13 protein-coding genes are annotated in these 17,524 nt (G+C 55.9%); 5 read left to right on the forward strand and 8 right to left on the reverse strand.

Annotated elements, in window-relative coordinates; genetic code table 11:
* Nucleotides 1–253 precede the first annotated feature (253 nt).
* Both asnS and pncB read right to left on the reverse strand, forming a co-directional pair.
* Entirely contained in the window at nt 254–1,654 is a 1,401-nt protein-coding gene (asnS, locus tag HX778_RS03990) for an asparagine--tRNA ligase (RefSeq protein ID WP_176981339.1), read from the reverse strand.
* A 177-nt stretch (nt 1,655–1,831) separates the two neighbouring features.
* Nucleotides 1,832–3,034, reverse strand: a complete 1,203-nt coding sequence (gene pncB / locus HX778_RS03995) for a nicotinate phosphoribosyltransferase (RefSeq protein WP_038482803.1) — start codon at nt 3,032–3,034, stop codon at nt 1,832–1,834.
* Nucleotides 3,035–3,413: 379 nt separating this feature from the next.
* Here pncB and pepN point away from each other — a divergent pair, with 379 nt between their 5' ends.
* The gene (pepN, locus tag HX778_RS04000) at nt 3,414–6,026 is read left to right on the forward strand and encodes an aminopeptidase N (protein ID WP_038473991.1); all 2,613 of its coding nucleotides are present in this window, start codon (nt 3,414–3,416) and stop codon (nt 6,024–6,026) included.
* Between the two features lie 36 nt (nt 6,027–6,062).
* Here the strand turns inward: pepN and ssuB are convergent, their stop codons facing one another.
* From ssuB to ssuE, 5 genes are read right to left on the reverse strand one after another with little or no spacing between them, the layout of a single operon-like run.
* Complete coding sequence (ssuB, locus tag HX778_RS04005; protein ID WP_038473988.1) at nt 6,063–6,833, reverse strand: aliphatic sulfonates ABC transporter ATP-binding protein; 771 nt, start codon at nt 6,831–6,833, stop codon at nt 6,063–6,065.
* Nucleotides 6,830–7,621, reverse strand: coding sequence for an aliphatic sulfonate ABC transporter permease SsuC (gene ssuC, locus HX778_RS04010; RefSeq protein ID WP_038473986.1), 792 nt, complete (start codon nt 7,619–7,621; stop codon nt 6,830–6,832). Before ssuC ends, ssuB begins: the two co-directional genes overlap by 4 nt.
* A 9-nt stretch (nt 7,622–7,630) precedes the next feature.
* Nucleotides 7,631–8,776, reverse strand: coding sequence for an FMNH2-dependent alkanesulfonate monooxygenase (gene ssuD, locus HX778_RS04015; protein ID WP_038473983.1), 1,146 nt, complete (start codon nt 8,774–8,776; stop codon nt 7,631–7,633).
* Nucleotides 8,773–9,750, reverse strand: coding sequence for a sulfonate ABC transporter substrate-binding protein (locus HX778_RS04020; protein ID WP_038473980.1), 978 nt, complete (start codon nt 9,748–9,750; stop codon nt 8,773–8,775). The genes ssuD and HX778_RS04020 overlap by 4 nt, the downstream gene beginning before the upstream one ends.
* Nucleotides 9,743–10,318: an NADPH-dependent FMN reductase gene (gene ssuE, locus HX778_RS04025; protein ID WP_038473977.1), complete on the reverse strand. Its 576-nt coding sequence runs from the start codon at nt 10,316–10,318 to the stop codon at nt 9,743–9,745. Before ssuE ends, HX778_RS04020 begins: the two co-directional genes overlap by 8 nt.
* A 248-nt stretch (nt 10,319–10,566) precedes the next feature.
* On the opposite strand from ssuE, the gene pyrD reads away from it, so the two are divergent.
* Both pyrD and zapC read left to right on the forward strand, forming a co-directional pair.
* Nucleotides 10,567–11,577, forward strand: a complete 1,011-nt coding sequence (gene pyrD, locus HX778_RS04030) for a quinone-dependent dihydroorotate dehydrogenase (RefSeq protein WP_038473971.1) — start codon at nt 10,567–10,569, stop codon at nt 11,575–11,577.
* Nucleotides 11,578–11,730: 153 nt separating this feature from the next.
* The gene (zapC, locus tag HX778_RS04035; protein WP_038473969.1) at nt 11,731–12,273 is read left to right on the forward strand and encodes a cell division protein ZapC; all 543 of its coding nucleotides are present in this window, start codon (nt 11,731–11,733) and stop codon (nt 12,271–12,273) included.
* On the opposite strand, the gene HX778_RS04040 is transcribed toward zapC, so the two are convergent.
* Nucleotides 12,270–13,385, reverse strand: coding sequence for a YcbX family protein (locus HX778_RS04040; protein WP_038473966.1), 1,116 nt, complete (start codon nt 13,383–13,385; stop codon nt 12,270–12,272). The two genes, zapC and HX778_RS04040, sit on opposite strands and share 4 nt — an antisense overlap.
* Before the next feature lie 102 nt (nt 13,386–13,487).
* Between HX778_RS04040 and rlmKL the strand changes: the two genes are divergently transcribed.
* On the forward strand, nt 13,488–15,611 hold the full coding sequence (rlmKL, locus tag HX778_RS04045) for a bifunctional 23S rRNA (guanine(2069)-N(7))-methyltransferase RlmK/23S rRNA (guanine(2445)-N(2))-methyltransferase RlmL (protein WP_038473963.1): 2,124 nt from the start codon (nt 13,488–13,490) through the stop codon (nt 15,609–15,611).
* Between the two features lie 5 nt (nt 15,612–15,616).
* Nucleotides 15,617–17,524: an ABC transporter ATP-binding protein gene (locus HX778_RS04050; RefSeq protein WP_176981340.1), complete on the forward strand. Its 1,908-nt coding sequence runs from the start codon at nt 15,617–15,619 to the stop codon at nt 17,522–17,524.

The raw sequence follows: 17,524 nt of genomic DNA on the forward strand, positions 1-17,524 counted from the left end.
TTGACTTGTTTTTAGATGGCTGGATGGCTGTGTGAAAAATGTACAAATGTGCTATGCCCATCACTATTTGAAAGCGCGAGCAAACTTAAGCGCAATTTTTGTTAAAGAATGTGAGGCAGAAATAGTTGGTAACGGGGTTGTCGGGAAAGAGGGTTGAAATTGACGTTTGTTTAACGAGCGTTGAAGAAAATAGACCTTTTATGCTGAAACGTAAAAAAGGCCAGCGGAAGCTGGCCTTTTGGTTTTCTCTGGCTTAGAAGCTGGCGTTACGCGGCGTACGTGGGAACGGAATCACATCGCGCACGTTCTGAACGCCGGTGACATAGGCGATCAGACGCTCAAAGCCCAGGCCAAAACCTGAATGCGGTACGGTGCCGTAGCGACGCAGGTCGCGGTACCACCAGTAATCTTCTTTATTCAGGCCCATTTCAGCCATGCGCGCGTCCAGCACATCCAGGCGCTCTTCACGCTGGGAGCCACCGATGATTTCGCCGATGCCCGGGGCCAGAACGTCCATAGCGGCAACGGTTTTACCGTCTTCGTTAAGGCGCATATAGAAAGCTTTAATGTCTTTCGGGTAGTTTTTCACCACCACCGGTGCCTTGAAGTGCTGCTCGGCCAGGTAACGTTCGTGCTCGGATGAAAGATCGACCCCCCAGTAAACCGGGTTTTCGAACTTGTGGCCGCAGTTCAGCAGGATTTCAACCGCGTCGGTGTAGTCCACCTGGGCGAAGTCTGCGGAGATGAAGCGTTCCAGACGCTCAATCGCTTCTTTGTCGACGCGTTCAGCAAAGAACTTCATGTCGTTCATGCGTTCATCCAGTACGGCCTTAAAGACGTACTTCAGCATCGCTTCTGCCAGTCCGGCCACATCGTCCAGGTCGGCAAAGGCCACTTCTGGCTCCAGCATCCAGAACTCGGCCAGGTGGCGGCTGGTGTTGGAGTTTTCTGCGCGGAAGGTTGGCCCGAAGGTATAAACCTTGGACAGCGCGCTCGCGTACGTTTCGCCGTTCAGCTGGCCGGAAACGGTCAGGAAGGCTTCTTTACCGAAGAAGTCTTTGTCGAAGTCGACTTTGCCTTCCGGAGTGCGAGGCAGGTTTTCCAGATCCAGCGTGGAGACGCGGAACATCTCGCCGGCACCTTCGGTATCCGAAGCGGTGATCAGCGGGGTGGATACCCAGAAATAACCATTTTCGTGGAAGAAGCGGTGCAGCGCCTGAGCCAGCGTGTGACGAACGCGGGCAACGGCACCAATCATGTTGGTGCGCGGGCGCAGGTGAGCCACTTCGCGGAGGTATTCGATGCTGTGGCGTTTGGCCGCCATCGGATAGGTATCCGGATCGTCAACCCAGCCGGTAACTTCAACTTTGGTTGCCTGGAGTTCGAACGCCTGGCCCTGGCCCTGAGATTCGACCACAACGCCGGTAACAATCACCGAACAGCCGGTGGTCAGGCGCAGAACGTCTTCATTGTAATTGGGCAGAGAATTATTAATGACGGCCTGTACAGGATCAAAGCAGGAACCGTCATAGACGGCGAGGAAGGAGATACCAGCTTTTGAATCTCTTCGAGTACGCACCCATCCGCGCACGGTGACTTCGCTGTCAACGGCGGCACGGCCCTGGAGTACGTCGGCTACAGGCACAACGCTCATAGTTTTCTCTCTATTAAATGGTCAATGACAAAAAAAATAGTAACCCACAGATGGGGGTTATCTATGTTACCTGTCACGCGCCATCAGACAAGCAGAATTCGCGTTGCTTATGAAGAAATAAAGGAAAGAGAGAAGCGCGGTGAATAGCAAAGCCTCTATTCACCGATTATCGCTGAATCAGCTGGCTTTTTTGACCAGCGGAAGGTCGAAGGCTTTGCGTAATGCTCGCACAAAGGCTTTATCGTGGCAGATGGTTTTACCCGGGCTGTCTGAAAGCTTGGCGACCGGCTTGCCGTTACACTCTACAAGCTTAATCACGATGTTCAGCGGCTTGACCTGTGGGATGTCGCAGGTCAGGCGGGTGCCAATACCAAAGCTGAGGTTAACCCGGGATGAGAAGCGGCGGTAAAGTTCCACGGCCTTGTTCAAATCCAGGTTGTCAGAAAACACCAGCACCTTGCTCAGTGGGTCGATGCCAAGTTTTTGATAGTGGGCAATGGCTTTTTCACCCCACTCGATCGGGTCACCCGAGTCGTGGCGCAGCCCCTGATAGCGGGTAGCAAATTCCTGCCCGAAGTCACGCAGGAAAGCGTCCATGGTAATACAGTCGGTCAGGGCAATCCCTAACTGGTCAGGATACTCGTCCAGCCAGGCCTGCAGCGCCGCGCGCTGGCTATTCGCCAGATCGGGGCTTATCTGTTGATGTGCCTGGAACCATTCGTGAGCCTGCGTGCCCATCGGCGTCAGGTCAAGACGGCGGGCCAGATCGTAGTTGCTGGTGCCGATGAACCACGGCTCCTGCTTAAGACGCTGAACGATAGCCTGCTGTACTTCGCGAGAGAAGCGGCGGCGAGTGCCGAAGTCCATCAATCGGAAATGGGAAAGATCGACCCCCGCGGTCAGCGCGTTAAATTCCTGAAGCTTGGTTTCCAGGTGGTCCAGAGCCATTTGGGGCGTAACGCCCGGGGCGCGATGCTGGTGAACGACTTCACTTATAACTGCCAGCAGGGGAACTTCCCACATGATGACTTCCCGCCACGGTCCGCTGAGGCGGATATCTAAATGACCGTGATTATTGGTCACCTGGACCTGCGAAGGGTCATAGCGGAAGTCGCGCAGCCAGTCGAGATAATCGGCTTTGAAAAAAGGCAGGCTTTTAAGCCAGTGAAATTCTTCATCGCTGAGGTGAAGGTGCTGCATAGCCGCTACCTGCTCACGAATGGCGTCGGCATGAATGCCCAGCAGATCGTCGCCGCGGCAGCGGAATTCCGCTGCGACGTTAACGTCGTAATAGCGGTGGTAAACCGCTTGCTGCATATGAAGCTTATAGGCGTCAGTATCCAGAAGCGTTTGCAAAATCGGGGAAGCGTGTCGTGTCATGGCGCGTTTCAGCATCCTCTCACAGGAGCGTTTCCATCAGTCCGGGCAAATAAAGACGCGGGAGTATACCTTGATTATCCGTTTATTGAAGCAAGATCACAACATTAGGGGGGGCGGGGGGAAAGGGCAATTTGTGCCATAACGGGGTTATGCACAAAGCAACACGTTGATATGATTATGTTTAGAGTACTAAACAAAATGTGCGATTACGCCCTGATAGTCGCGTCTTCTCTAAGGTGCATGGTCACCAAAGTACTACGCTGAGCCGCTAAAATTTTTTGGCCGCAGATGGCCAAAGATGAAGATTCTGCGTAGCAACATTCCGGCAACAGGAATAGACTGAAGTCCATTATCTTACGGACGATGTATAAGGTTTTTTATGACACAACAGCCACAAGCCAAATATCGCCACGACTATCGCGCGGCGGATTATACGATAACCGATATCGATTTGACCTTTGACCTTGATGCCACAAAAACGCAGGTTACCGCGGTCAGCAAAATTGTCCGTCAGGGCGAGGCTGGCGCGGCGCTGCATCTTGATGGTGAAGACCTGACGCTGGTCTCCATCGCCGTAAACGGGACCCCGTGGCAGCATTATCGTCAGCAGGACGGCGCGCTCATTCTGGAGCAACTGCCGGACACCTTTACGCTGACGATTGTTAACGAAATCAGCCCGGCGACCAATACGGCGCTCGAAGGGCTGTATCAGTCCGGTGAAGCGCTGTGTACCCAATGTGAAGCAGAAGGCTTCCACCATATTACCTGGTATCTGGACCGCCCGGACGTGCTGGCGCGCTTCACGACCAAAGTCATCGCCGACAAAAGCAAATACCCGTATTTACTGGCTAACGGTAACCGCATTGCCGAAGGCGAGCTGGAAAATGGCCGTCACTGGGTGCAGTGGCAGGACCCATTCCCAAAACCTTGCTACCTGTTTGCGCTGGTAGCGGGCGATTTTGACGTCCTGCGTGACAGCTTCAAAACCCGCTCCGGGCGTGATGTTGCGCTGGAACTGTTTGTTGACCGCGGCAACCTCGATCGTGCTGACTGGGCGATGACCTCGCTGAAGGCCTCAATGAAGTGGGATGAAACCCGTTTCGGCCTGGAATATGACCTCGACATCTATATGATAGTCGCCGTCGACTTCTTTAATATGGGCGCGATGGAAAACAAAGGGCTGAATATCTTCAACTCTAAATATGTCCTGGCCCGCGCCGAAACCGCGACCGACAAAGATTACCTCGACATCGAACGCGTTATCGGCCACGAATACTTCCACAACTGGACCGGTAACCGCGTCACCTGCCGCGACTGGTTCCAGCTGAGCCTGAAAGAAGGCCTGACCGTGTTCCGTGACCAGGAGTTCAGCTCTGACCTGGGTTCTCGTGCGGTAAACCGTATTCAGAACGTGCGCACCATGCGTGCCATGCAGTTCGCCGAAGACGCCAGCCCGATGGCGCACCCGATTCGCCCGGACAAAGTTATCGAAATGAACAACTTCTATACCTTAACGGTGTATGAGAAGGGGTCAGAAGTTATTCGCATGCTGCACACGCTGCTGGGTGAAGAGAACTTCCAGAAGGGTATGCAGCTTTATTTTGAACGCCACGACGGCAGCGCGGCAACCTGCGATGACTTCGTGCAGGCGATGGAAGATGCGTCCAACGTCGATCTGTCTCATTTCCGCCGCTGGTATAGCCAGGCCGGTACGCCGGTGGTAACCGTTCGTGACGACTACAACCCGGAAACCGAGCAGTACACGCTTACCATCAGCCAGATGACGCCGCCGACCGCCGAGCAGCAGGAAAAACACCCGCTGCATATCCCGTTTGATATCGAGCTGTACGATAACGAAGGGAAGGTCATTCCGCTGCAGAAGGATGGCCACCCGGTGCATCACGTGCTAAACGTGACTCAGGCAGAGCAGACCTTCGTCTTCGATAACGTCTACTTCCAGCCTGTTCCGTCCCTGCTGCGTGAATTCTCCGCGCCGGTGAAGCTTGACTATAAATGGAGCGATCAGCAGCTGACGTTCCTGATGCGCCACGCGCGGAACGACTTCTCCCGCTGGGATGCGGCGCAGAGCCTGCTGGCAAACTACATTAAAATCAACGTGAACCGCAGCCAGCAAGGGCAGCCGCTCTCACTGCCGCTGCACGTGGCTGACGCATTCCGCGCTATCCTGCTGGATGAGAAAATCGATCCGGCGCTGGCCGCTGAGATCCTGACGCTTCCTTCGCAGAATGAAATTGCCGAGCTGTTCCAGACTATCGATCCGATCGCCATTGCCGAAGTGCACGGCGCGCTGACTCGTACCCTGGCGGCAGAGCTGGCCGACGAGTTCCTGGCAATCTACAACGCCAACAAGCTCGACGGCTATCGTGTGGATCATGGTGACATCGGTAAACGTGCGCTGCGCAATACTTGCCTGCGTTATCTGGCGTTTGGCGACGTTGAACTTGCCGGGCAGCTGGTGCGCGAGCAGTATCAGCAGGCTGACAATATGACCGATTCCATTGCCGCACTGTCCGCCGCGGTGGCTGCACAGCTGCCATGCCGTGAAGCGCTGCTGGCCGAGTACGATGAAAAGTGGCACAAAGATGGCCTGGTTATGGATAAGTGGTTTGTCCTGCAGGCGACCAGTCCGGCAAGCAACACGCTGGCTAAAGTGCGTGAACTGCTTAATCACCGTTCCTTCAGCCTGGGCAACCCGAACCGCGTTCGCTCCCTGATTGGGGCATTTGCCTCAAGCAACCCGGCAGCGTTTCACGCCAAAGACGGCAGCGGCTACCAGTTTATGGTGGAAATGCTGACCGAGCTGAACAGCCGTAACCCACAGATCGCTTCTCGTCTGGTTGAGCCGCTGATTCGCCTGAAGCGTTACGACGCGGAACGTCAGGCTAAGATGCGCGCCGCGCTGGAGCAGTTGAAAGGGCTGGAAAACCTGTCCGGGGATCTGTTCGAGAAAATTGCCAAGGCTTTGGCATAAGTTCTGCCCCTCACCCGAAGGGGTGAGGGTATAAACTCAGCCGGTACGCACCGTGCGTGCCGGCTCTTCTAAACCTCGTTTCATCACTCTGGCCAGCACCTCAGCCTCCAGTTCGGCCAGCTTCGCCGATCCCAACCGACGCGGGCGCGGTAAATCGACCGTCAGATCCAGGCCAATTTTTCCTTCTTCTATAAGCAGCACGCGATCGGCCATGGCGACCGCCTCGCTGACGTCATGCGTCACTAAAAGCACCGTGAAGCCGTGCTCCTGCCACAGCGAAACAATCAGCTCCTGCATTTCGATTCGCGTCAGGGCATCCAGCGCGCCGAGCGGTTCATCGAGTAATAGCAGGCGTGGGCGATGGATGAGCGCCCTGGCCAGCGCAACGCGCTGCTTTTGCCCGCCGGAAAGCGCGGCCGGCCACTCGCTGGCTCGATTTTCAAGGCCAACGGCTGTCAGCGCCTTGAGAGCCGCATCTCGCCAGCTGTTTTTCAGCCCAAGCCCGACGTTGTCTATCACCGTTTTCCACGGCAGCAGCCTGTCGTCCTGGAACATCAGCCTCGTGTCATCCTGGCTCTCACGTAGCGGCGCGCTGCCGGCGTATAGCGCGCCGTGATTTGGGTTTTCCAGCCCGGCAAGCAGGCGGAGCAGCGTACTTTTGCCGCCGCCGCTGCGGCCAACCACCGCCACAAACTGCCCGGCAGGAATGCGCAGCTCAAGTTGATCGAGAATGACTTTATCGCCATAGCGTTTGCCGACGTTATTAAGCCACAGCGGCGTACCCTGATTCAGACGAGCAGTTGTCATACCGTCTCCTCCTTTAATTGATAAGCCGGATGCCAGCGTAACCAGACGCGTTCCAGCAGGCGGGCGCTGACGTCGGCGAGTTTGCCCAACAGCGCATACAGCACGATGGCCACCACCACCACGTCGGTTTGCAGGAACTCCCTGGCATTCATCGCCAGATAGCCAATCCCGGAATTCGCAGAAATGGTTTCCGCCACGATAAGCGTCAGCCACATCAGGCCCAGGGCAAAACGCACGCCGACCATAATGGACGGTAATGCGCCCGGCAGAATGACGTGCACAAACAGGCTGAAACCGGAAAGCCCGTAGCTGCGGGCCATCTCCAGCAGGCCGCGATCGATATTACGGATGCCGTGCCAGGTATTGATATAAATCGGGAACAGGGTGCCGAGCGCGACCAAAAAGATCTTGGCCGTTTCGTCAATGCCAAACCAAAGGATCACCAACGGGATCAGCGCCAGGTGTGGGACGTTGCGTAGCATTTGAATGGAGCTGTCGAGCAGGCGTTCTCCCCAGCGTGACAGGCCGCTTATCAAACCTAAGATCAGACCCAGCGATCCGCCGATGCTAAAACCGATCGCCGCCCGCCACGAGCTGATCGCCAGGTGCTGCCAGAGTTCTCCGCTGGCAGAAAGGCTCCAGAACGCCAGCACTACGCCCTCCGGAGAGGGCAAAATGCGCGTCGAAAGCCAGCCCGTGGACGAAGCCAGCTGCCAGACAAGTACGATGCCCACCGGCAGTGCCCAGGGCGCCAGGCGCAGCAAGACTTTATGGATGGATGCGTTCATTCTGCCTCTCTAGCTTTGCGCCACTTTACGCGGGATAAAGTCATTGGCGACAACTTCCCCTTTTTCATGAACCTGCCGTGGCTGAGGAATTTCAGGAATAGCGACATCAAGGTGAGGGAACAGCAGTTCACCCACGCGGTATGCTTCTTCCAGGTGTGGATAGCCGGAGAGAATAAAGCTGTCGATACCCAGGTCGGCGTATTCATGAATACGGGCTGCGACGGTCGGCCCGTCGCCCACCAGCGCCGTGCCTGCGCCGCCGCGAACCAGTCCGACGCCAGCCCATAGATTTGGGCTGATCTCCAGCTTGTCTCGCTTGCCGCCGTGCAGGGCAGCCATGCGCTGCTGGCCGACCGAGTCGCTGCGGGCAAAGGCTGCCTGTGCTTTAGCGATGGTGATGTCATCGAGGTGCGAAATAAGCCGGTTTGCAGCCTGCCAGGCTTCTTCGTTAGTTTCCCGCACGATGACGTGCAGGCGGATACCAAAGCGGACTTCACGCCCCTGAGCTGCCGCTTTCGCCCGAACCTGATCTATTTTCTCCTTCACCAGATGCGGGGGTTCACCCCAGGTCAGGTAAAGGTCAACCTGCTCGGCCGCCAGATCCTGTGCTGCATCGGACGATCCGCCAAAATAAAGCGGGGGGCGCGGCTGCTGCACCGGAGGGTAAAGCAGCTTCGCACCTTTCACTTTTATGTGTTTGCCATCGTAGTCGACGGTTTCGCCTTCGAGCACACGCCGCCAGATGCGGGTAAACTCCGCCGAAGCCTCATAGCGTTCTTCATGATCGAGAAATACCCCTTCGGCAGCCAGCTCCTCGGCGTCGCCGCCGGTCACCAGGTTGAACAATGCCCGCCCGTTGGAAAGACGGTCAAGCGTGGCGGCCTGGCGTGCGGCAAGAGTAGGGGATACGACGCTCGGGCGCAGCGCGACCAAAAATTTAAGCCGCTGGGTGACAGGGATCATCGAGGCGGCAACCAGCCAGGCATCCTCGCAGGATCGCCCGGTTGGAATAAGCACGCCGGTAAAACCGATGCGATCGGCTGCCTGTGCGATTTGCTGCAGATAACCATGGTCAACCGGGCGGGCGCCTGTCTCGCTGCCGAGATAGTGACCATCACCGTGGGTGGGTAAAAACCAGAACAGATTCAGGCTCATGACTTAGCTCCTTGTGTCGCGCCAGCGGGTTGCCAGATGCGGGTACGAATATCGACCTTCTTCGGCACGAGGCGGTTTTCATAAAACAGATCCGCAGTGTTTTGCTGCTTGCCTGCGGTAGCTTCGCTTACCGGCGTAATTTCTGAAGGAGGGCGATGGTCAAAGTAAGTGGCGATCACCGCTTCAGGCAGGCCCATCGTTTTGGCTAGCAGCGTTACGCTTTCCGCCCGCTGCGTGCGGGTGAGCGCGTCGGCATCGCTGAAGGTTTTCAGCACCTGCTGGAGGAATACGCCATTGGCCTGCGCGTAAGGACGAGAGGCTAAATAGAAAGATCCGGTTTGATTAAGTTCGCTGCCGTCAGTCAGGACGCGAACGCCGCCGTTTAACAGCGCCGCCGAATAATACGGATCCCAGATGGCCCAGGCGTCTACGTTACCCTGCTGGAAAGCCGCCCGCGCATCGGCAGGAGTCAGGTATGCAGGCTGAATATCGGAAAACTTCAGCCCGGCTTTCTGCAGCGCTCGCAGCACCAGATTGTGCGAGCTGGAGCCCTTCTGGAAGGCTATCTTATGGCCTTTTAAATCAGCCACCGTTTTCAGCGGGCTATTCTCCGGCACCAGGATCACCTCTGCTTTCGGTTTGGGCGGCTCGGCGCCCACGTACAGCAGATCTGCGCCAGCGGCCTGCGCGAAGATCGGCGGAATATCTCCGGTGCTGCCCAAATCAATACTGCCGACGTTCAGCGCCTCAAGCATCTGCGGCCCGGCAGGAAATTCAATCCATGAAACTTTGGTCTTCGGATACTGCTTTTCCAGTAGCTGGTGGCTTTTGGCCAGCACCATGCTGACCGACCCCTTTTGATAGCCAATGCGCAGCTGTTCCGGGCCGCTGTCTGAGGCGTTGCTGTAGGTCGAAAAGGCGAGCAGGCCAGCAAAGGCAAGCCAGGGACTGCGGCGTTTAAGCAGATTAAACATGGCTGACTCCCCGAGCGTTAAACGGCGAAGGCACCACAAAGTCACGGCGATGAAGCGCCTGCCAGAAAGTTTCCAGCGATTCATCAAGGCGTTTTTGCAGATTTGGCGTGAACTGAGGTTTGTGCTGGTAATCGGTAACCTGGCCGTCGTCGGCGAACACGCCGTGCAGAATTTCCTGAGCCTTCAGCGCGTTCAGCACCGGCTTAAGGGCATAGTCCACGGCGAGCATATGGGCGACGGTGCCGCCGGTCGCGAGAGGCAGAACAACCTTTTTCTCTAACGCGCGTTCAGGGAGCAAATCGAGCAGCGTTTTTAGCGCGCCTGAAAACGAGGCTTTATAGACCGGCGTGGCGATAATCAGGCCGTCGGCGGTGCTGAGCTGTTCAATGAGCGTCAGTAAAGCGGGGCTGTCGAACCGCGCATACAGCAGGTCTTCCGGCGCAAAGTTCTGCAGGTGCCAGTGATAGACTTCGACATCCAGGGCGCTCAGTTTTTCCCTTGCATACTCCAGCAGAGAGCTGGAACGAGAAGGGTAGCGAGGGCTTCCGGCCAGGGTAATCACACGCATCATGACTCCTTATAACTAATTGTTTGCTTTTATCTAACATTGATAACAATTAGCGTGATACTGGCAGAGATGATTTCTTCAACTAAGTGATTTTTCCGGGATAGATTTGCGAAAAAGCGCATATCGCACGCCGGGAAAAGAAAACGTTTGCTTCTATTCAGGCTTTTTTGCGGCAGGTCAATTCCAATCATCGCCCGGATCGTGAATAATAGCGCCCCGGTCTGCACACCGGGAATCCAGGAGAGTTCATGTACTACCCCTTCGTTCGTAAAGCCCTTTTTCAGCTCGATCCAGAGCGCGCTCATGAGTTAACTTTTCAGCAATTACGCTTTGTCACCGGTACGCCGCTTGAGTGGCTGGTTCGTCAGAACGTGCCGTCAAAACCGGTGACCTGCATGGGGTTAACGTTCAAGAATCCGCTGGGCTTAGCCGCAGGCCTGGATAAAAACGGGGAATGTATTGATGCCTTCGGGGCGATGGGCTTCGGTTCCATCGAGGTGGGCACCGTAACGCCTCGTCCTCAGCCGGGGAACGATAAACCACGAATCTTCCGCCTGGTGGAGGCCGAGGGGCTTATTAACCGCATGGGGTTTAATAATCTTGGGGTAGATAACCTGGTCGAAAATGTAAAAAAAGCGCATTTCGACGGCGTGCTCGGGATTAATATTGGCAAGAACAAAGACACCCCCGTTGAACAGGGGAAAGATGATTATTTGGTCTGTATGGATAAAATCTATCCGTATGCTGGCTATATTGCGATCAATATCTCATCACCGAATACGCCAGGATTACGTACGTTGCAATATGGTGAAGCGCTGGACGATCTTTTAAGCGCCATTAAAAATAAGCAGCAGGCGCTGCAAGCGATCCATCATAAATATGTTCCCGTGGCGGTGAAGATCGCGCCGGATCTTTCTGAAGAAGAATTGATCCAGGTAGCGGACAGTTTAGTTCGCCATAATATTGATGGGGTGATTGCCACCAACACCACTTTGGACCGGAGCCTCGTTCAGGGCATGAAGCACTGCGACGAAACCGGTGGCTTAAGCGGCCGTCCGGTACAATTAAAAAGCACGGAAATTATTCGTCGCTTGTCTCAGGAATTAAATGGTCGACTACCGATTATCGGCGTCGGCGGTATTGATTCAGTTATCGCTGCTCGCGAGAAGATCGCGGCGGGAGCTTCACTGGTTCAAATATACTCCGGCTTCATTTTTAAAGGCCCACCGTTGATTAAAGAAATCGTTACTCATCTCTGATCATTTACGCTTTGCAAACAACCAGGGCTTTATTTTCGGCTCTGGTTGTTTTATATTCCGCTACTGTTGCTTATTTAAACATATTGGTCTTTTATTAATATGGTAAGAATCTGAGTGGCAATTCAGCAGCGGGATAAATGAAGGGTAAGCATTATGCGGATAAAACCGGACGATAACTGGCGTTGGTATTTCGATGAAGAGCACGATCGAATGATGCTCGATTTGGCCAATGGCATGCTATTCCGTTCGCGCTTTCCGCGCAAAATGCTGACCCCGGATGCCTTTGAAAACTCAGGTTTTTGTGTTGACGATGCGGCGCTCTTTTTCTCCTTTGAAGAAAAATGTCGTGATTTACCGTTGGGTAAAGAGCAGCGTGCCGAGCTGGTGCTTAACGCGCTGGTGGCGATTCGTTTCCTCAAACCGCAAATGCCGAAAAGCTGGCATTTTGTCTCTCACGGTGACTGTTGGCAGCCGGGGATCGGGGACGGGGCCTGCGTGTGGCTAAGCGAGAATATGCAGCAGGTGAACCTGCTGGTGGTAGAAACCGGTGATAATGCCGCGCTTTGCCTGCTCGCTCAGCAGGGGCTAACGTTAGCCGGCCGCACTATGCAGCTGGGTGATGCTATCAAAGTCATGAATGACCGACTGAAACCGCAGCCTTTGAGCAGCGGCCTCAGCCTGGATCAGGCCGTTTAACGCGGCGCGACGCTCACGTTTCCGGCAGGAACACAGCTGCAGCACAAAATTGTGCCATCGGCGCCAATCGCACCTTTCTTTAACGCCTTCACTTCGCCGTCCAGCAACCGAATTCGACAGCTTCCGCAAATTCCGGCCCGGCAAGAATAGGGCACGCGAATCCCTTTGTTTTCCAGCTGCTCCAGCAGAATTTGCTGGTTATTGCCCTGGAACGTTGTGCCTTCCCAGTCGATATTAACGCTGCTTTCAGGCTGGCTTTGCGGCTCGAGGCTTTCGACCACTTCACCCGGGCCATAAACATTGGCCGGTTTGTGGGCGAGCACTTCCAGCTCATCGCCAACGCGAATAACGCCGCTGTTGCGGGCAATTAAATTCTGGCCGAAATCCACGGCACCGCTGTTATCCTGCGCGGTGCGGAAGCCCTGCAGCGTTTTTAACGGTTCGCCGCTGGGATGTTTCAGGCCACGTTCCGGGCTTACGGTGGTAAAGATGCAGCGGCTACAGGGTTTGACTACATCAAAGGTGACGCCACCGATGCGCACCACTTTCCAGGTGTCTTCTGCCCACGCTGGCACCCCGGTGACCACCATATTGGGGCGGAACTGGGCCATTTTGACGCTGGCCGGGCAGCGGTTTTGCAGGTCGCGCAGCGAGGCTTCGTTGGTCAGCAAATAAGGGAAACCGTCGGCAAACGAAAGCGGCACTTCTTCGTGGCGCTTCACCCGGCGGGTAGGCTCCTCGCCAACCCAGCGAAGCTGCACCGGGCGCGAGAAGAAGCCGCTTAGCCATTGATTAATTTCGTCAGGGGCAATAAGCGCGGTAAAGTGCGAACCCCAGACTTCAGTTGGCGCAGGCGCCTCGGCAAAATCCGCAAAGCGAATGCTGGCCGAGCTGCCGTCCGGGGCTGATAAATAAAGGCCGTCATGCAGGAACGCCGGGGTGAACAATACCATCTGCGGATGCTGGCGGGCGGTAATAAAGGTGCCATCCAGTTCGGTAATCATAAAGATGCGATCGAAGGCCAGCCCGCTGGTGGTTGCCTGCGCGTGGGAGAGCGCCAGACCGCGCATGGATTTTACCGGGTGAATAAAGAGTTGAGACAAAGTAATCACGGCGCCCTCCGTGGGAAATAAATTAAGAGGGCAACTTTATGACATGCGTTGCGGATTAGCTATAATGCGCCACAATTTTCTTTTTACCTGATAAGTGACGATATGAATTCTCTGTTTGCCAGTACGGCGCGTGGGCTTGAAGAGCTGTTAAAAACTGAACTAGAAAACCTGGGGGCCCAGGGCTGCCAGGTCGTTCAGGGCGGCGTACATTTCCAGGGGGATACTCGTCTACTCTATCAAAGCCTGATGTGGAGCCGCCTGGCTTCGCGTATTTTGCTGCCGCTCAGCGAATGCAAAGTTTACAGCGATCTCGATCTGTACCTCGGCGTGATGGCTATCGACTGGCCGGCGCTGTTCGGGCCGGGCGCAACGTTTGCCGTGCACTTCAGCGGCCTGAACGAAACCATCCGCAACAGCCAGTACGGCGCGCTGAAGGTGAAGGATGCGATTGTTGACTCCTTTACCCGCAAGAATTTGCCGCGTCCGGATGTCGATCGTGAGCAGCCAGACCTGCGTATTAACGTCTGGCTGAACAAAGATACCGCCAGTATCGCGCTGGATCTCAGCGGTGAAGGCCTGCATCAGCGTGGCTACCGTGATGCAACCGGTGCCGCTCCTATAAAAGAAACCCTGGCTGCGGCCATCGTGATGCGTTCCGGCTGGCAGCATGGTACGCCGCTGCTGGATCCGATGTGCGGTTCCGGCACGCTGCTGATTGAAGGCGCGATGATCGCTACCGATCGCGCGCCGGGCCTGCATCGTAAGCGCTGGGGCTTCCTGAACTGGGCGAAGCATGATGCGGACGTCTGGAAAGAGGTGGTGACCGAGGCACAGGTTCGCGCTCGCCGTGGCCTGACTGAATATCCGTCTCGCTTCTATGGTTCAGATAACGACAGCCGCGTCATTGAACGCGCCCGCGCCAACGCCCGTCGTGCAGGTCTTGGCGAGGTTATCAGTTTTGACGTTAAGGACGTCGCTAAGCTGACCAACCCGCTGCCGGAAGGCCCTGCGGGTACGGTGGTCAGTAACCCACCTTATGGTGAGCGTCTGGAAAGCGAGCCTGCGCTGATTGCCCTGCACAGCCTGCTGGGTCGCCATCTGAAAAATCAGTTCGGCGGCTGGAATCTGTCGCTGTTCAGCGCTTCCCCAGAGCTGCTGAGCTGCCTGCAGCTGCGCGCCGATCGCCAGTTTAAGGCCAAAAACGGCCCGCTGGACTGCGTGCAGAAAAACTATCAGCTGGCGGTTAGCCCTGCTGGCGTCGCCGCGGCAAGCGGTCAGATTGCTGAAGATTATGCCAACCGCCTGCGCAAAAACGTCAAAAAGCTTGATAAGTGGGCCCGTCAGGAGGGGATTGAATGCTATCGCCTGTACGACGGCGACCTGCCTGACTACAACGTTGCGGTTGACCGCTACGGCGACTGGGTCGTGGTGCAGGAATATGCGCCCCCGAAAACCATCGATCCGAACAAAGCCCGCCAGCGCCTGTTTGACGTCATCGCGGCAACGCTTGCGGTTCTTGAGCTGCCAACCAACAAGCTGGTGCTAAAAACCCGCGAGCGTCAGAAAGGGAAAAGTCAGTACCAGAAGATGGGCGAGAAGGGCGATTTCATGGAAGTCAGCGAGTTTGACGCGCGCCTGTGGGTTAACCTTACCGACTACCTGGATACCGGCCTGTTCCTTGACCACCGCATCGCTCGCCGCATGCTGGGCCAGATGAGCAAAGGGAAAGACTTCCTGAATCTGTTCGCTTATACCGGTACCGCAACGGTACACGCGGGTCTCGGCGGGGCGAAAAGCACCACCACGGTGGATATGTCGCGTACCTACCTTGAGTGGGCGGAGCGTAACCTGCGCCTGAACGGTTTGACCGGCCGCGCCCATCGCCTGGTCCAGGCTGATTGCCTTGGCTGGCTGCGCGATAGCGATGAGCAGTTTGACCTGATCTTCATCGACCCGCCGACGTTCTCCAACTCCAAGCGCATGGAAGATTCTTTCGACGTGCAGCGTGACCATATTGCGCTGATGAAGGATCTGAAGCGCCTGCTGCGTCGCGGCGGTACCATTATGTTCTCCAACAATAAACGTGGCTTCAAAATGGACTTCGCCGGCCTGGCGGAGCTTGGCCTGGTTGCACAGGAAATTACACAAAAAACGCAGTCGCAGGACTTTGCGCGCAACCGCCAGATCCATAACTGCTGGTTAGTCACTCACGAATCCCGGGATTAATAGTCATGTCATTAATTAGTATGCACGGTGCCTGGCTGTCGTTTAGCGACGCGCCGCTGTTAGATAACACCGAATTACACATCGAAGAAAACGAACGCGTCTGTCTGGTTGGCCGTAACGGCGCGGGCAAATCAACGCTGATGAAGATCCTCAACCGCGAGCTGCCGCTGGACGATGGGCGCATGGTGTATGAACAGGATCTGATCGTGGCACGTTTGCAGCAGGATCCGCCGCGTAACGTTGCGGGCACGGTGTATGACTTTGTGGCGGAAGGCGTGGAAGAGCAGGCCGAATACCTCAAGGCCTACCACGACATCTCCCATAAAGTGATGACCGACCCAAGCGACAAAAATCTTAATGAGATGGCGCGCATTCAGGAGATCCTCGATCATCAGGGCCTGTGGCAGCTCGACAGCCGCATTAACGAAGTGCTCGAGCAGCTTGGTCTGGAAGCGGATACCGAGCTTTCCGCGCTGTCCGGCGGCTGGCTGCGTAAAGCCGCGCTGGGCCGGGCATTGGTCAGCTCCCCGCGCGTGCTGCTGCTTGATGAACCGACTAACCACCTTGATATCGAAACCATCGACTGGCTGGAAGGCTTCCTGAAGGAGTTCCAGGGCAGCATTATCTTTATCTCCCACGACCGTTCCTTTATTCGCAATATGGCGACTCGTATTGTCGACCTGGATCGCGGCAAGCTGGTTTCTTACCCTGGCGACTACGACCAGTATCTGCTGGCGAAAGAAGAAGCCCTGCGCGTGGAAGAGTTACAGAACGCCGAGTTTGACCGCAAGCTGGCGCAGGAAGAAGTGTGGATCCGTCAGGGCATCAAAGCGCGTCGTACCCGTAACGAAGGGCGCGTTCGTGCCCTGAAAGCGATGCGCCGCGAGCGCGGTGAACGCCGTGAAGTGATGGGCAGCGCGAAGATGCAGGTCGAAGAGGCGAGCCGCTCAGGCAAAATCGTCTTCGAGATGGAAGACGTTAATTACCAGGTTGCCGGCAAAACGCTGGTGCGTGATTTCTCCGCTCAGGTTCAGCGTGGCGATAAAATTGCGCTGGTGGGGGCGAACGGTTGCGGTAAGACTACGCTGCTTAAGCTGATGCTTAGCCAGCTACAGGCCGACAGCGGCCGCGTGCACTGCGGTACCAAGCTGGAAGTGGCCTACTTCGACCAGCACCGCGCCGAGCTGGATCCTGATCGCACGGTGATGGATAACCTGGCGGAAGGGAAGCAGGAAGTAATGGTGAACGGCAAGCCGCGCCACGTGCTGGGCTACCTGCAGGACTTCTTGTTCCATCCAAAACGCGCCATGACCCCGGTGCGTGCGCTTTCCGGCGGGGAAAGAAACCGCCTGCTGCTGGCCCGTTTATTCTTAAAACCTAGCAACCTGCTGATTCTCGATGAACCAACCAACGACCTGGACGTCGAAACGCTGGAGCTGCTGGAAGAACTGATTGATGGTTACCAGGGCACGGTTATGCTGGTTAGCCACGACCGTCAGTTTGTCGATAATACCGTCACCGAGTGCTGGATCTTCGAAGGCCAGGGCAAAATCGGTCGCTATGTCGGCGGCTACCATGATGCCAAAGGCCAGCAGGGTTCCGCCCAGCCTTTGCGTCAGGCGGCTGTGGTTAAAACCGAGAAGGCCGAGGCGCAAAAAGCAGAACCTGTTAAACGTGCCAATAGCAAACTAAGCTATAACCTGCAGCGCGAACTGGAGCAGCTGCCTCAACGACTTGAGCAGCTTGAGGCCGATTTAGGCGTGCTGCAGGCAAAAGTCGGCGATGCGGATTTCTTTAACCAACCGCACGATACGACCCAGAAAGTCCTCGCGGAAATGTCCGCAGCGGAGCTGGCACTGGAAGAGGCATTCGAGCGCTGGGAGTATCTCGAAGCGCTGAAAAACGGCTCGTAA

The organism is Cedecea sp. P7760 (assembly GCF_013386425.1).
GTDB classification, from domain to species: domain Bacteria; phylum Pseudomonadota; class Gammaproteobacteria; order Enterobacterales; family Enterobacteriaceae; genus Cedecea; species Cedecea selenatireducens.

Coding starts and splice junctions, on each gene's coding strand:
- asnS (WP_176981339.1), bottom strand. CDS start 1,654: ATGAGCGTTGTGCCTGTAGCCGACGTACTCCAGGGCCGTGCCGCCGTT.
- pncB (WP_038482803.1), bottom strand. CDS start 3,034: ATGACACGACACGCTTCCCCGATTTTGCAAACGCTTCTGGATACTGAC.
- pepN (WP_038473991.1), top strand. CDS start 3,414: ATGACACAACAGCCACAAGCCAAATATCGCCACGACTATCGCGCGGCG.
- ssuB (WP_038473988.1), bottom strand. CDS start 6,833: ATGACAACTGCTCGTCTGAATCAGGGTACGCCGCTGTGGCTTAATAAC.
- ssuC (WP_038473986.1), bottom strand. CDS start 7,621: ATGAACGCATCCATCCATAAAGTCTTGCTGCGCCTGGCGCCCTGGGCA.
- ssuD (WP_038473983.1), bottom strand. CDS start 8,776: ATGAGCCTGAATCTGTTCTGGTTTTTACCCACCCACGGTGATGGTCAC.
- HX778_RS04020 (WP_038473980.1), bottom strand. CDS start 9,750: ATGTTTAATCTGCTTAAACGCCGCAGTCCCTGGCTTGCCTTTGCTGGC.
- ssuE (WP_038473977.1), bottom strand. CDS start 10,318: ATGCGTGTGATTACCCTGGCCGGAAGCCCTCGCTACCCTTCTCGTTCC.
- pyrD (WP_038473971.1), top strand. CDS start 10,567: ATGTACTACCCCTTCGTTCGTAAAGCCCTTTTTCAGCTCGATCCAGAG.
- zapC (WP_038473969.1), top strand. CDS start 11,731: ATGCGGATAAAACCGGACGATAACTGGCGTTGGTATTTCGATGAAGAG.
- rlmKL (WP_038473963.1), top strand. CDS start 13,488: ATGAATTCTCTGTTTGCCAGTACGGCGCGTGGGCTTGAAGAGCTGTTA.
- HX778_RS04050 (WP_176981340.1), top strand. CDS start 15,617: ATGTCATTAATTAGTATGCACGGTGCCTGGCTGTCGTTTAGCGACGCG.